The sequence below is a fragment of the Companilactobacillus keshanensis genome (assembly GCF_003946205.1).
GTDB lineage: Bacteria > Bacillota > Bacilli > Lactobacillales > Lactobacillaceae > Companilactobacillus > Companilactobacillus keshanensis.
The window spans coordinates 1-14,573 of record NZ_RHOS01000008.1; the positions used below are offsets into that span (position 1 = coordinate 1).

At 35.6% G+C, this 14,573-nt stretch carries 16 protein-coding genes; 3 read left to right on the forward strand and 13 right to left on the reverse strand.

Going from position 1 to position 14,573, the window contains the following annotated elements; genetic code table 11:
• The first annotated feature begins 10 nt into the window (after window positions 1-10).
• Entirely contained in the window at window positions 11-94 is an 84-nt protein-coding gene (locus EKM64_RS11740) for a hypothetical protein (protein ID WP_225420970.1), read from the forward strand.
• 79 nt (window positions 95-173) lie between these two features.
• Here EKM64_RS11740 and EKM64_RS05845 read toward each other — a convergent pair whose 3' ends face one another.
• Genes EKM64_RS05845 through EKM64_RS05855 form a run of 3 tightly spaced genes read right to left on the reverse strand, consistent with a single transcriptional unit; the run spans window position 174 to window position 2,681 of the window.
• Window positions 174-986, reverse strand: a complete 813-nt coding sequence (locus tag EKM64_RS05845; protein ID WP_125676552.1) for a PTS system mannose/fructose/sorbose family transporter subunit IID — start codon at window positions 984-986, stop codon at window positions 174-176.
• Window positions 961-1,761 (reverse strand): PTS mannose/fructose/sorbose/N-acetylgalactosamine transporter subunit IIC, encoded by an 801-nt coding sequence (locus tag EKM64_RS05850; protein WP_125676554.1) that lies wholly within the window; start codon window positions 1,759-1,761, stop codon window positions 961-963. Before EKM64_RS05850 ends, EKM64_RS05845 begins: the two co-directional genes overlap by 26 nt.
• 2 nt (window positions 1,762-1,763) lie before the next feature.
• Window positions 1,764-2,681, reverse strand: a complete 918-nt coding sequence (locus tag EKM64_RS05855) for a PTS mannose/fructose/sorbose transporter subunit IIAB (RefSeq protein ID WP_125676556.1) — start codon at window positions 2,679-2,681, stop codon at window positions 1,764-1,766.
• Window positions 2,682-2,899: 218 nt separating this feature from the next.
• On the opposite strand from EKM64_RS05855, the gene EKM64_RS05860 reads away from it, so the two are divergent.
• Window positions 2,900-4,135, forward strand: a complete 1,236-nt coding sequence (locus tag EKM64_RS05860; RefSeq protein WP_125676558.1) for an alpha-L-fucosidase — start codon at window positions 2,900-2,902, stop codon at window positions 4,133-4,135.
• Between the two features lie 15 nt (window positions 4,136-4,150).
• On the forward strand, window positions 4,151-4,876 hold the full coding sequence (locus EKM64_RS05865) for a GntR family transcriptional regulator (RefSeq protein WP_125676561.1): 726 nt from the start codon (window positions 4,151-4,153) through the stop codon (window positions 4,874-4,876).
• 110 nt (window positions 4,877-4,986) lie between these two features.
• Here EKM64_RS05865 and recD2 read toward each other — a convergent pair whose 3' ends face one another.
• The 10 genes from recD2 to EKM64_RS05915 all read right to left on the reverse strand — a co-directional run bounded on the left by recD2 (window position 4,987) and on the right by EKM64_RS05915 (window position 14,540).
• On the reverse strand, window positions 4,987-7,386 hold the full coding sequence (recD2, locus tag EKM64_RS05870; protein ID WP_125676563.1) for an SF1B family DNA helicase RecD2: 2,400 nt from the start codon (window positions 7,384-7,386) through the stop codon (window positions 4,987-4,989).
• Window positions 7,373-8,041 carry a tetratricopeptide repeat protein gene (locus tag EKM64_RS05875; RefSeq protein WP_125676565.1) on the reverse strand — a complete coding sequence of 223 codons (669 nt, stop codon included), beginning with the start codon at window positions 8,039-8,041 and terminating at the stop codon, window positions 7,373-7,375. Before EKM64_RS05875 ends, recD2 begins: the two co-directional genes overlap by 14 nt.
• An 8-nt stretch (window positions 8,042-8,049) precedes the next feature.
• The gene (locus tag EKM64_RS05880) at window positions 8,050-8,703 is read right to left on the reverse strand and encodes a histidine phosphatase family protein (RefSeq protein ID WP_225420971.1); all 654 of its coding nucleotides are present in this window, start codon (window positions 8,701-8,703) and stop codon (window positions 8,050-8,052) included.
• A gap of 197 nt (window positions 8,704-8,900) precedes the next feature.
• Window positions 8,901-10,019 carry a tRNA 2-thiouridine(34) synthase MnmA gene (gene mnmA / locus EKM64_RS05885; RefSeq protein ID WP_125676569.1) on the reverse strand — a complete coding sequence of 373 codons (1,119 nt, stop codon included), beginning with the start codon at window positions 10,017-10,019 and terminating at the stop codon, window positions 8,901-8,903.
• A gap of 11 nt (window positions 10,020-10,030) precedes the next feature.
• Window positions 10,031-10,366: a hypothetical protein gene (locus EKM64_RS05890; protein ID WP_125676571.1), complete on the reverse strand. Its 336-nt coding sequence runs from the start codon at window positions 10,364-10,366 to the stop codon at window positions 10,031-10,033.
• Window positions 10,367-10,412: 46 nt separating this feature from the next.
• Window positions 10,413-11,561, reverse strand: coding sequence for a cysteine desulfurase family protein (locus tag EKM64_RS05895; protein ID WP_125676573.1), 1,149 nt, complete (start codon window positions 11,559-11,561; stop codon window positions 10,413-10,415).
• Window positions 11,562-11,575: 14 nt separating this feature from the next.
• Entirely contained in the window at window positions 11,576-12,265 is a 690-nt protein-coding gene (locus EKM64_RS05900) for a 5'-methylthioadenosine/adenosylhomocysteine nucleosidase (RefSeq protein ID WP_125676575.1), read from the reverse strand.
• Between the two features lie 14 nt (window positions 12,266-12,279).
• A complete protein-coding gene (locus EKM64_RS11525; protein ID WP_225420972.1) occupies window positions 12,280-12,573 on the reverse strand; it encodes a hypothetical protein in 294 nt (97 codons plus the stop codon).
• Window positions 12,563-13,126, reverse strand: a complete 564-nt coding sequence (locus tag EKM64_RS05910) for an NUDIX hydrolase (RefSeq protein ID WP_125676577.1) — start codon at window positions 13,124-13,126, stop codon at window positions 12,563-12,565. Before EKM64_RS05910 ends, EKM64_RS11525 begins: the two co-directional genes overlap by 11 nt.
• Entirely contained in the window at window positions 13,119-14,540 is a 1,422-nt protein-coding gene (locus tag EKM64_RS05915; RefSeq protein ID WP_125676579.1) for an MFS transporter, read from the reverse strand. The genes EKM64_RS05910 and EKM64_RS05915 overlap by 8 nt, the downstream gene beginning before the upstream one ends.
• Window positions 14,541-14,573: the final 33 nt, after the last annotated feature.

A 14,573-nucleotide genomic window follows, 5' to 3' on the forward strand; every position in this document is an offset into this window, starting at 1 on the left:
AGAAGAATACATCAAATTTTGGAATGAAGAACGAATATTCGAAAAACTGGGCTATCAGTCGCCGGTAGAATACCGGAGCTTAATAGCCCAATAAAAGAAGTGCTTTTATTTTAATGTCTCAAAAAATAGTTGCAGTGCCATACTTATTAAAAAGTATCGACTATCTTTTTTTGTTACTTACTCAAAATTCCAAGACCACCTAGAATGATTCCTCCTATTAGGACACAGACGATCAAGCGAGTTGAATTCATCTTTTTCTTTCCTAATAACCAATAGCAAAGTACAACTAATAGCACTGGAACTAGTGATGGCATGATTTGATTCAATACAGATTGAGCCTTCAAAGTAACTTTACCACTTTGGAAGACTAAGGGAACTTTGACGGAAACAACTGTAGGTATCAAGGCTCCTACAACTGTCACGCCAAGAAGGATGGCTGCGTCAGTGATACGGTTTAGTTTATCACCAGCGGCATAGATCAACTTCTCACCTTGAGAATAACCCAAAGGCAACAAAGTAAATCTCAAGAACAATACTGCAAAGTTAACGAGTAGCCAGATAATAGCACCAATCGGATTACCCTTTAACCCCATATAGGCACCAATGGAACCAAAGATAGTTGGTAAAATAACCCCGACGATCGTATCACCAACACCGGCAAATGGTCCCATTAATCCAGTTTTTAGACCGGCAACGGTATCTTTAGCTTTGGTACCCTCCTTTTCCTCAATAGCCATATCCATACCGACGATAAAACCACCGACATAGGCATTGGTATTGAAGAATTGGTTATGGGTCTTCATCATTTCAATTAAATCCTCATCATCTGGATATAATTTTTTCAATGTTGGTAACATCGTATAAAGATATCCAGTTGACATCATTCTTTCATAATTCCAACAGATTTGACTTGACCAAAGCCAGCGCCAATTTGCTTTAAAAAGATCCTTTTTTGTGATCTTAGTTTTCGTATTCGCCGAGTTCATTTTCCACGCCTCCATCGTCTTGAGATTGTGATTTATCATTATCACCATTGTCATTTTGCTTGTAGTACATGATAGCTAGGGCTAGGCCAAGTAATGCAACACCCAGCATTGGCATCTTCAAGTATGCTGCAGCAATGAATCCAACGATCAAATATGCGATAAATTTCTTTGTAGGTAAAAATCTCAATAAAATTGCAATACCAACAACTGGTAGGACTCCACCAGCAACTGTTAGACCATTTGAAAGCCATTGTGGCATCCATTCAACAATCTTTGAAACAACATTATTACCAACGATCAACATAATGAAAACAGGAACTGCTCTTGATAATCCCCAAGGAAATACACCGTAAACAATGTTTCTGGCAACATGTTTTGTATCACCTTCGGAGATGTACTTATCAACACGGTGTAAGAAGAATGTATTGACGAAACGTGCCAAAACATCAAGTTGAACCATCAATAGTCCAACCGGAACGGCTAGTCCAATTGCAAAATCAATACCCTTTCCTGTCATTACAGCATAGGCCGTACCAATAATGGCACCTGTCATAAAGTCCGGCATACTGGCACCACCATATGTACCAACGCCTAAAACCATTAATTGTAATGTAGCACCAACGACTAGCCCTGTTTTAATATCGCCCATAATTATTCCGGCAACGAACCCAATCAATAATGGATAATTGCATAAAATACCAACGGTGATCTGATCAATGATCATCCAGAAAGCTAAGGCTGTTAATAATAGTATTTGCCACCAAACTATTGTCATGATTATTTACGCCCCTTTTTCAATAAATTCATAAATTCTTGCTTATTATCATTTGGTACCATTTGATGATAAAGATCAACTTTTTGTTTTGATAAATATTCAAATACATTTTCATCTGCATCTGTTACAGCGACGCTCTTAGCAATTTGACGTGCATTTTCGGACATCGACATATTACCAACATTGATCGACTTAATTTTAATGCCTTGTTCAACCAATTCTTGTAATACCTTCGGATCTCTAACTAAGATAAAGACTCTTTGCCCTTGATACTTTCTATCCTTCAATCTCTTTACGGCACCCTGACTAGTTAGGATACTAAGATGTACTCCTCTAGGAACAGCTGTCTTCAAGGTCATCTTTTGAACATCGCTCTTCACAATCTCATTATCAATAACTATGATTCTGGTTGCATTGAGCTTTCTAGTCCACATTGTTGCGACTTGACCGTGGATCAAACGCGCATCAATTCTTACATTAACGATTGGATCTTTAGTCGAAGTTACGTCTATTTCTTGATCCTTCACTTCACCACTCTCGTGCTTTTTTGCAATCTCTTTTTGAGGATCGATTTCGTCCAAAACTCCACGATTTTCTTTAAGAGCTTCCTCGATTGGAGTTCCAGTTGCTATCGTCAAAACTAGACTCAATGATAATCCAGAGAATACTCGGACATTGTCGCGTTTTGATTTAAATAAGATTGCCGAATTAGCTGGAGTTCCATTCTTAATATCAGTGATTATGTTAAATGTATCTGACGTGTTGTTACTATATAGCTTGTCATACTCACTCACCATATCATCGACACCCATAGGATCATGGAAAGAGATCGTTGCAAAATCGGCTAATTCTCCTGTGATCATCTCACAGCTTTTCAAAGTCTCCTTGGCATAATTACCATGACTTGATAATACATACATTGCTTCTCACCACCATCTAAATTTATTATCTTAATACATTAACCTATTTCGGATTAAGTCTAGCACATTAGGTAACCGATTACAATAAATCTTAAAATTCGTTTAAATCCCATTTTAAAGGTCTTTACCACTTTCCTTACTACTTGAATTACGGTACCTTAATGTGTTAACTTAATAGTGATAAGATTGAGTGTTTTACTCAACTAAGGAGGATCAACATGAACGTTCCTTTAAAAAGAATAAGAGATTACGAAGATCTAGGATTAGGACTATTCATTCACTGGGGTCTATATTCCCAACTAAGTCAAGGTGAATGGACTGAATTTATTCATGGTATAAATAAAGAAAAATACGAAAAATTGGCCAATACTTTTTCCGCTAAAGATTTTGATGCGGAAGAAATCGTTCAACAAGCTAAATCAATGGGAGCAAAGTATATCGTCTTAACTTCTAAACATCATGAAGGATTCTTCCTCTATGATAGTCAAGGACTAAGTGATTTCGATTCCGTACACAGTCTAGCCAAACGCGACCTAATCAAAGAGTTCGTGGATGCCTGTCATAAATATGATATTAAACCATTCTTATACATGGCGACATACGATTGGCACAATCCTCTATATGAGAAAGATTTCAATAAGTACTTGGAATACTTACGTAAATCCGTTGAAATACTTTCCAAGAATTATGGCTCGATCGGTGGTTTCTGGTTTGACGGCAATTGGAATAAAAAAGATGCCGATTGGCATCTGGACGATCTATATGGGACTATTCGCAAATATCAACCTGATGCCATGATCATTAATAATACTGGTCTTAAAAATCGTGGTAAAATAATTAATCCTGAAATTGATGCTGTTACGTACGAACGCGGTACACCCGATTCGATCAATCATGGTGAAGATGGTCAAAAATATGTTGCTGGTGAGATTTCATTGACCTTGAATCAACACTGGGGTTATGCTAAATCAGATATCAATTTTAAATCGCCACGTGAAGTTATTGAAACTATTTGTCATGCCAGAGATATCGGGGCTAATATTTTAGTAAACATTGGTCTGACCGGAACTGGTAAGATTCCAACTATTTCCGAAGAATATATGAAATTCATCGGAGTTTGGATGGATCACAATAAACAAGCAATTTATAAAACGCGTCCAACGGATATTGAATCCGGTTATCAGATGAAAGATTTTGCACTATCAGACGAAAAAGATCTGTATCTCTTCATTTTTGACCTTAAAATCGTTGGTAACAGTAATGTCGTTTTAGGTGGTGAAGGTGTCAATCCACGTTCATTTACCGGTATTAATAAACAAGCAAAGAAAATTTCCTGGTTAGATAATAAAGAAAAGTTAAGTTTCACCCAAAACAATGATATGCTAACTATTGATGCAACTGGTTTTAAGTATGGAACTGACTTAATTGTCCGAGTGGCAAAAGTTGAATTCTAAACAGGAGGAATTTAATTGCTCACACCTAAATATCAAGAAATTATCGAAATTTTAACTGACGAGCTTAACCATGGTTCATTTAACCAAGGTGACAAATTTTACAGTGAATCTGATATCTGTAAACGTTTCGAAGTCAGTTCTACCACGGCCGTAAAAGTCCTCAATGACTTGCAGCAAAATAATAAAGTTACTCGCATTAAGGGTAAAGGTACTTTTGTTGCCAAGGAAAACCATCGTAGTGTTGTTCTATTAACTGATTTAAATATGTCAAATGGCAATACTGAAGGTGTAAAAGTCCTTTCGGCTCAAGAGAATAATCAAAATGATATCCAAGAGATCCTAAAAATCGATTCTAAATCACAATACTTTGAAATCAAACGCCTTCGATATATCGGAGAGGAAGTGGTTCAATATACTGTTAACTACATCAATTCAAAATATATCTCAAAAGATGCCTTGATCAATTTGCATAATTTTGATTCCGTTTACCAGCGGATACGTGAAGATGCTGGAATCGATCCTTACAAACTACCATATTCACAAGAAACAACAGTTGAGATGCTTGATGATGAAAATATTCTAAATTATTTCAATCACAAACAATATCCGATTTTCATGTATCAGAGAAGAAAGACTTATTTACCTAATGTTAAAGGCACTATTCTTGAATATGCTTTTACATACAAAGATCCCGCCTATTGGGGTTATCAAACAGATTCCGTTTTTGGAAATAATATATAAAAAGTAATTTATAGAGTTACAAAAAAGTTGTATCTACACTTGATTTAATCAGGCGTAGGTACAACTTTTTGTTAATTTACAATATTTGAAAAATAATCGAAGAATTATCATTAATCCTTTTTAACTGTTTCACGATCACTAAAATCAAATGGGGTAACATTATCCATTCCGATCATCGGGTCAATACTATTATTCATTACCATATCTAACGTCAAACGATAATCAGGTTCAAAAACATCCACTGGATCTTCTTCAATTTTTTCTTCTGACGTATCTTCTTTGATTTTAAAGGCTGTGAATAGCCGTTTCTTCAACGTAGTATTTCTTTCTGCCGATTCATCAGTTATGGAACGTTCAAAGGCACTTCTATTACCTACCATGATAAGTAGACGTTTCGAACGCGTAATGGCCGTATAAAGCAAATTACGACGTAACATCCGCGATTCTTCATTAACCAAAGGTAAAATGACCATTTCGAATTCTGAACCTTGTGCCTTATGGATCGAAGTACAATATGCCAGAGCAATATTAGTCCAATCTTTACGATCAAGTGTGACTTCATTTCCATCAAAATCAATTACCAATTGATCCACATGATCGGTACTTTCCTTGGATAAAATTATTCCGACGATTTTACCGATCTCACCATTGAAAACATTATCTTCTGGCGTATTTACCAGATAAACTACTTTGTCATCGATACGATAATGAACATTGCCCATTAGTACTTCTTTACGTTTTTCGGCCATAGGATTAACTACATCCTGAATCGTTGAATTCAAGTTATCTATCCCGGCAACACCCCGATACATTGGAGCCAGTACTTGTACATCAGCTATATCAAATCCACGTTCACTGGATTTATTAACAATTTGCGATAAAACTTCTGGTACATTTTGACTTGTACATTCAATAAAACTACGATCAGAACGATTTTGAAAAACTTCGTCAGCTACTCTACCTTCATTAATATCATGAGCAAGCTGAATGATTGTTGAATCCTCATCTTGTCTATGGATATCTTTTAGGATAACTGTTGAAAATATTTGGCTATTGATCAGATCAGAGAATATCTGACCTGGTCCAACTGATGGTAATTGATCCTTATCACCAACAAGCACGACCTGTGTTCCAGGCTGAACTGCATCAATCAAAGTCTTAAATAATTTAGTATCGACCATGGACATCTCATCAATTATTAGTAATTTACAGTTAAGCGTTGGCTCCGCAAATTCGTCATCTTCAGTTCCAGTTAATCCTAATAATCGATGGATCGTCATAGCAGGTAAACCGGTTGATTCACCCATATGTTTAGCTGCTCTACCCGTTGGTGCAGCTAAAGCAATCGCATAATCTTCAGACGCAGGATCAAGTGTCTCATCATTTAACTTTGCATAGGCAGCTACAATTCCGTTGATAATGGTAGTCTTACCAGTACCGGGACCACCGGTTAATAAAAAGACAGAATGTGTTAATGATTGCCTGATAGCCTTTTCCTGTGATGGGTCATATTCAACTTTGAATGATTTTTCAATCTTTTTTAGTTCTTTAGAAAATGATTCGTTGCTCCATTCAACGTCTTTATAGGTATCAGTAATCATTTTCAAAGACTGTGCGATCGACCACTCGGCTTCATACAATGACTTTTCATAAACTTTGCCTTCTTCAGACATCAAGACACCATCGTTGACTAATGACTTTAACCCATCAGAAATTTTTGCTTTCAATTCATTAGGATTATTATCTGAACGTAAAATTGCCATGGCGCGTTTAAATAAATCATTCTGCTCAATCAAAGTATCACCGGTTGAGTTATTCAGCACAGTTACTAATTGGATCAATGCGCCCTTGATTCTTCTAGGATCATCTAGTGGAATATTTAAGTTTTTAGCCAGCTCATCGGCCCTCTTAAAACCAACACCCTTAACATCAGTTACCAATCGATACGGATCTTCAGTTATTTTTTCTAAAGTATTTACACCATATTTTTGATAAATTCGTGCACTCAAAGTATTACCAAATCCAAAATTGCTTAATTGATACAGAACTTGTTCTGCCTGATGATTCTTAGATATTTGTTCAACGATCAAATTAGTCTTTTCTTCACCTAATTTTAGAAAATCAAGTGCATTAGGATCTTGTAGAATTTTATCGATAGCATTTTCACCTAACGTATCAACAATTTTTTCGGCTTTTTTCTTACCAATACCTGGAAACTCATCACTAGAAAAAAAACTGATCAGTTCTTTTTTGCCACTGGGGCGGCTATGTTGATACGTATCTGCCTGAAATTGCTTACCATACTTAGGATGATCGACCATGCGACCTTCAAACTTATATTCTTCTTCTTCAGAAATATTACCAAAACTACCAGTTACGACGATATCGGTACCATCCCAATCGGTATTGGTCTTTTTTATTTTAATCGTAAATATTTTGAATAAATTTTCTGGATTCTCAAAAAAAATAGCTTTGACAGTGCCAACAAAATAATCTTTATCGTCTGCCATTGCTATCTCCCGTTTCTGTTAAATATTTTTGTAAATTTGCTAATTTCTTTTCGTTTTCAGCAAAAAATTTAGGATCAATTTTCTTAGACTGTTCCAAATATGATTGATAATCTTGTTTCAAGTTCATTGCACACAAAGCTGAATTGAAATAATATTTGGCCTTAGGTTTCAATAAAATTGCCGATTGATAATATTTCTTAGCTTCCGAAAAATTGCCATTAGCTAACAATAAGTCAGCCATTAATTCAATTGACGCAATATCTTTAGGATTTTTCTCGACGGCTGTCAATGCATAAACGATAGCCATTTGCTTTTTACCCTGTTCATCCAGAGTTTTGGCCTCCATAAAGTAAGCCTCAAATCCATAATTATCTTGAATTAATTTAGAAAAAAGCTCATTGGCCTTATCATACTTATTTGCTAAAAAGTAAATGTTGCCTAAGTTATAACGAACATCTTTATTTTCACTAAAAAGAGTCAAAGATTTTGTTAAAAGTTCCTCAGCTTGTTCAAGATCTCCTGCTTCAACCAAATAAGCTGATAATTGTAAAATCTTATCTAATTGATGATGATCACGATTCAAATCATTAACGATTTCTTTAATGGCAGCCTCTTTGTTACCATCTTTAAATAACTTTTCTGCTTTCTTATCCATTTAATACCTCAAATAGTATCAGTGCTTTCCAACTTCTTGTGTAAGTATCCTGTTTCATTCCATTTAATAAGTTTGAATTCATTATCACTATATTCTAAATGTGTCAGACTTGTATTTGATAAACCGCCATCTTTTCTAATATCAGCGATTTCAGTTCCCAATAACGATTGAATCATAGTAACCAAGGCGGCACCATGACTAACAATCAAAATAGATGCATTTTCGTCATTATCTGAAACGATCTTTTTAACAGCATCGGTCGTACGCTTTGCCACTTCTTCAAAAGATTCACCCTTAATGCGTTCCGAATCATAATCGACCGGTTCATATCTAAAAGCATGAATAATTTCTGGCATCTCTCTTTCCAATTTAACAAATTTTTGACCTTCCATAATACCAAGATCAAATTCCTTCAATCCATCTACAACTGTCAAAGTAACTGTTTGATTCATATCCGCAATCAAAGTTTGGGCAGTGGTTTTGGCTCGTGGTAATGGACTTGTATATGCATTAGCAATATTAACATCGTTCAACCTTTTGGCTAACAATTTAATATCTTCCATACTTTCTGGTAATAGTGGCGAATCACCGTGGCCGCCTTGATATTTTCCCTCTAAATTCCATTCGGTCTTTCCATGTCTGACAAAGTACAATTCCATAATTTATTCACCTTACAAAGTTAATTAATTACTATTATGATGATTTCCAAGGTTATTTTCAAGTTACAGGTGTATTTTTCATCTATGATTAAAAACGATATCTAGATCACATAAAAAACATCCCTTAAGCATACAAATGCCTAAGGGATGTTTATTCATATTATCTAGAAACTAAAATGCCTCACGAAACAACATGTTCTCTAGATATATTGTAACTTCTTAGAAGCCATGTAAGCTGCATCAATCGTAGCTCCACCAAGACACTCCTCGCCATCATAGAAGACAACTTCTTGTCCGGGTGTAATAGCTCGTACAGGATTGTCAAAATCAACAGTCACCTTACCGTCATCTAAGACATGAACTGTAACACCAGTATCTTGTTGACGATATCTGAACTTAGCTGTGCAATGGAACTCGTCACCATAATCTAAACCAGTGATAAATGACAAATCAGATGCATCCAAATGATCTGCATAAAGTCTTGGATTATCATATCCTTGATCGACATAAAGAATGTTCTTTGACATATCCTTACCAACAACAAACCATGGCTCGTTTGATTTACCATTTCCGCCAATTCCAAGTCCTGATCTTTGACCAATTGTGTAATACATCAAACCTGCATGCTTACCCTTAACTTCACCATCTGGTGTCATCATTGTTCCAGATTGAGCAGGCAAAAATTCACCAAGAAACTTTCTGAAGTTTCTCTCACCGATGAAACATACGCCAGTAGAGTCCTTCTTCTTAGCAGTTGAAAGTCCTGCCTCTTCAGCGATACGACGAACTTCGGACTTTTGCATTCCACCAATCGGGAACAAAGCCTTTTGTAGTTGATGTTGTTGTACAGTACTTAGAAAATAAGTCTGATCCTTATTAGCATCTCCACCACGAAGCAAATGTACAACACCGTTATCATCGCGGAATGATTGCGCATAGTGACCCATAGCTATATAGTCAGCATTTAACTTTTCAGCATAATCCAAAAAGGCCTTAAACTTAACTTCCTTATTACACATAACATCAGGGTTAGGCGTTCTACCCTTACGATATTCAGACAAGAAATACTCGAATACACGATCCCAGTACTCCTTTTCAAAGTTAACTGAGTAGTAGGGAATACCTATCTTGTTGGCAACCTTTGCTACATCTTCATAGTCCTCTGTGGAAGTACATACTCCAGAGTCATCCGTATCGTCCCAATTCTTCATGAAGACGCCGATGACCTCATATCCTTGTTGCTTTAGCAAAAGAGCACTAACTGATGAGTCTACTCCTCCACTCATTCCAACAACGACGCGCTTTTTTGCATTATCCATATTAAAAACCTCTATCTCTTAACTAAAATGTTTTTTTCTATTAAAAAGTTCATTAAATATCTGAAATCCTCAACTTCTTGATCCGTGTTCTTTGATTTAAAAATATTTAAATTATGTAGACCACTTTTATCCGTTGTAGCCATTTTAAAATTACTAAAATCTTTGTTGATAGTAATTTTCAAGACGTAACGAGCATCGTATGGTGAATTACCATTAATTGGACGTTCAAGGCGGAAATTACCTTGTTTAGTTTCTTGAAAACCAACATCTAATAGTGCGTATTTTTTTATTTCAGGATTGATTTCATAAAAATCTTTATCTCCCAAAACTTGTGCTTTTGTACTCATAGTAAAACCCCCTAAGCTTAGTTAAATTAAGTTTGAAGAAATTTAACTAATTAGTCAAGTCTTTAACAATTGAAACTAATTTATTAGAAAAATCAGTGATTTCTTCAGCTGTATTATCCTTACCAAAACTGATTCTGATCGAATCATCAATTTTAGGGCTATCTTTACCATACATAGCAACAAGAACATGAGAAGGCTCAAGACTTCCAGCGGTACATGCGGAACCACCGGAAACGGCAAAATATTCCAGATCCAATCTAGTTAACAATACGCCACGATCTATCCCTGGCAGATAGAGATTAAAGACGTGATTTAAAGCATTTATGTCCTTAGGACCGTTGACCTCAAATTTAATATCATTATCCTTTAAAATTGCTTGAATTTGTTGCTTAAAACCAAAATAACGTTCACGGCGAGCAGTTTTAACTGCAGAGGTAATCAACTCTACCGCTTTAGCAAAACCTGCAATAGCTGGAACATTCTCAGTCCCTGCGCGACGTTTAGTCTCCTGATCGCCTCCCTTAATAAAGGAAGGAATATTGATCTTTTCATTAATATAAAGAAAACCGATAAATTTCGGACCATTAATTTTATGAGCAGATGTTGACATCATATCAATATTTTGATCTTTAACATTGATTGTCTCTTGACCATATGCTTGAACAGCATCTGTATGGAAAAATGCTTGGTGATCTTTTAACAATTCACCAATTTCTTTAATAGGATTACGTGAACCTACTTCATTATTACCGTACATGATCGAGACCAAAATAGTATCGTCTGTTAAGGCATCTTTAACTTGATCAACCGTCACTTCACCACGTTCATTCGGCATTAAATAGGTTATTTTAAAACCTAATGACTCTAAATATTTCATTGGTTTAAGAATAGCCTCATGCTCAATGGCTGTAGTAATAATATGTTTACCTAGATTTTGACGTGATAAGGCAGTTTCAATAACTGCAGTATTGTCACTTTCAGTACCACCACTTGTAAAAACAATCTCTGAATCTTTGGCATTAATACTTTGGGCAATCGTATTACGACTTTCATCTAATACTTTACGCGCTTGACGACCAAAATAATTGGTTGCTGATGCGTTCCCAAAATTCTCTGCCATTTGTTCAGAAATAACATCAACGACTTCCTTAGCCATTGGTGTCGTGGCAGCATTATCTAAATAAGTAAACTTCAATTTAAAAATCCCCTCTACTCTTGATCTAAGAAGTTCAATAACATTTCAACTGACTTCTTGCCGGCTTGAATAACAAAGTCATCAAAGTTGACACTTGCATCTTCATCACCAACATCACTCATTGAACGTATAACAACGAATGGTGTCTTAAATTGCGTACAAACTTGTGCTACGGCTGCACCCTCCATTTCAGAAGCTAGTGCATCTGGGAACGACTTTTTAATTGTAGCAATTTTTTCTTTTCCGTCAATAAATTGGTCTCCAGTCACAATAACACCTACGTGTGAAACCAAGTTAGATTTTTTGGCTGCTTTAGCAATTTCATCAACATAGAACGAATCTGCTTCAAAGAACAATGGTTGTTCAGGCAATTGACCCATCTTATAACCAAAACCAGTTGCGTCAGCATCGTGATAAGCTAATTTATTTGATATCACAACATCCCCAATTTTCAAGCCTTCACCAATTCCACCGGCCGATCCAGTATTAACGACAAACTCTGGTTGATAACGATCATTAATAATTGTCGCTGTCATTCCGGCTTGAACTTTACCAATCCCACTCTTAGCAAGATAAACCTGATGATTCTTATATGAACCAATTGTAATTTCAACTCCGGCAATTTCATCTTTAGTTACATCACTTAGAGATTCTCTCAGTAATTTGATTTCTTCTTCCATCGGAACGATTACGCCAATTTTCATTTAACAGTTCTCCTTTATATAAAAAATAAAATTAAAAATACAATGACTATTAAGCCAAACACTGTAATAATCGCAATATTTAGCTTTTTTTTCAATTTATTTGTCTTATTTTCAAATGACTCCATTTTTTCTTGCATAATTTGATCAGGATGAGTCTGACGATAGTCTTCTTCAACACGTTGTCTCTCTCGATCTCTCAGTTCTTGTTGTCTTTTTTCAACCTGATCAGCCGGTACTACTGAATCATATTTAGATTTATCAGATTTAGAGAAGACGCCTTTAACTTTGGATAAAAGGTTATTTAGCATTTAATAACTCCCAATAAGTAATGGCATAAATTGATTTGGAATCACAGATAACTCCGGCTTTAACTTGTTCTTTAGCTTCTTCAAGTGTTAATTTTTCAACATTTAAAAATTCATCTTGATCTAACGGACGTTTGAATTCAACTTCTTTTAAATCATCAGCTTTGAATATCGTTAATTTTTCATTTGAATAACCAGGACTAGCAAAAAATGCTGTGACCTTTTCTAAATGATCCGTTGTTAAACCTAATTCTTCATTCATTTCACGTAAAGCAACTTCCTCTAAATCGCTGCCTTCATCAGGATCAATTTTACCAGCCGGAATTTCAAGTGTTTCTTGGTCCAGCGGTGCACGCCATTGACGTACAAAGATCATTTTTCCATCATTTGTGTAGGGAATAATTGCCACAGCTCCATGATGTTTAACTATTTCACGGATAGCTGGAATTCCATTGGGTAAAACAACTTGTTCAACGTCAACATTGATAATTTTACCGCCAAATACTCTTTTTTGTGCTACTACTTCTTCATAATACCTAGAATCTTCTTTATTCATTCTTTAAACCTCTTGATTTTATTAACCTAATTACCGACATCATTATAGCAATTAAACAAATTGCTAGGGCAAATGTCATTGTAACACGCATCCCATCGATAAAGATATCAGGCCTATTGTTTACATACGTCGTAACTGATTTTCCATAAAAACTGCTCATTGATAAGAACAAGATTGTGGTTGAAACTGACACACCAATGATCATTCCCATATTACGTGCCAACGCATTCAGTCCACCAGCAATTCCCAAATCCCTCGTTTCGACTGAGCTCATGATCATTGTATTATTAGGGGCTTGAAATAACCCATTCCCTAATCCATTTAAACCGATAAATAATAGTATAAACCAAAGGCTTGTATTTACATTAAAGAATAAATAACCAATTTGGGCAATAGCCAAAACCATTAGTCCGGCAATTGTTAAAATGATCGGATTGATCTTAGCCGACATTTTCCCTGAAATGGGTGCCACGATAACTTGTACGATCGGAAACATCATCAAAACGTATCCTGCAATAGAAGCTTTCATACCTAAGGCATTTTCAAGATAGAATGGTGAGACCACATTGAAAAAGAAATTAGTTACAAAAATCAGAAAACCAACTACCAATCCTAACGTGAAATCATGATTTTTGAAAATTCTCAGTTCGATCATCGGTTGCTCTGTATTCTTCTGAAGATGAATGAACCATAAAAATAACAGAATGGCTACAACAAACGCCAAAATAATATAAATATTACTAAATCCAACTGATTGTCCGATAAATATTGCTGCAAAGAATAATATCAAAGTCATAAAATATATAGTAAAACCACGATAATCAAATTTTGCAGGATTCTTGGATTCTTCTTTCGGCAAATTTAAATATCCTAATAACAATGCAATTGCGCCAATAGGAAGATTGATCCAGAAAATGTAGCTCCAGTGAAATTGCGATAAAATCAAACCGCCGATACCAGGTCCGGCAATTGACCCGATTGAAACAAAGGATCCGATATAACCTAAAGCATATCCACGTTCTCGCAGCGGAAATGTCTGAGTGATGATACCATTATTAGTTGCCATTGCCATCGAAGCGCCAAAGGCTTGAACAACACGACCAAGTAATAGTACCGGCAGATCGACACCGAACCCACAGACTAGTGAGCCCAAAATAAATAAGATCGATCCAGTCTTAAAGACTTTTATTTTTCCAATCGAGTCGGCCAATTTACCAAATAATAGTAGAAAAATACAAATTGTTACTAAATAGATTGAAACGATCCATTCCGCCATATTCATCGGAATATTTAAATCCTTACTGATAACAGGCAGTGCAATATTGACAATTGAACCATCTAATGTAGCCATTAATGTAAAGATACCGACTGATATAAGAATCATCCATCTTTTTGGGTTTAATTTCTCGCTCATATTTATTCTCCCTGATAAATTATTTCAATAAAA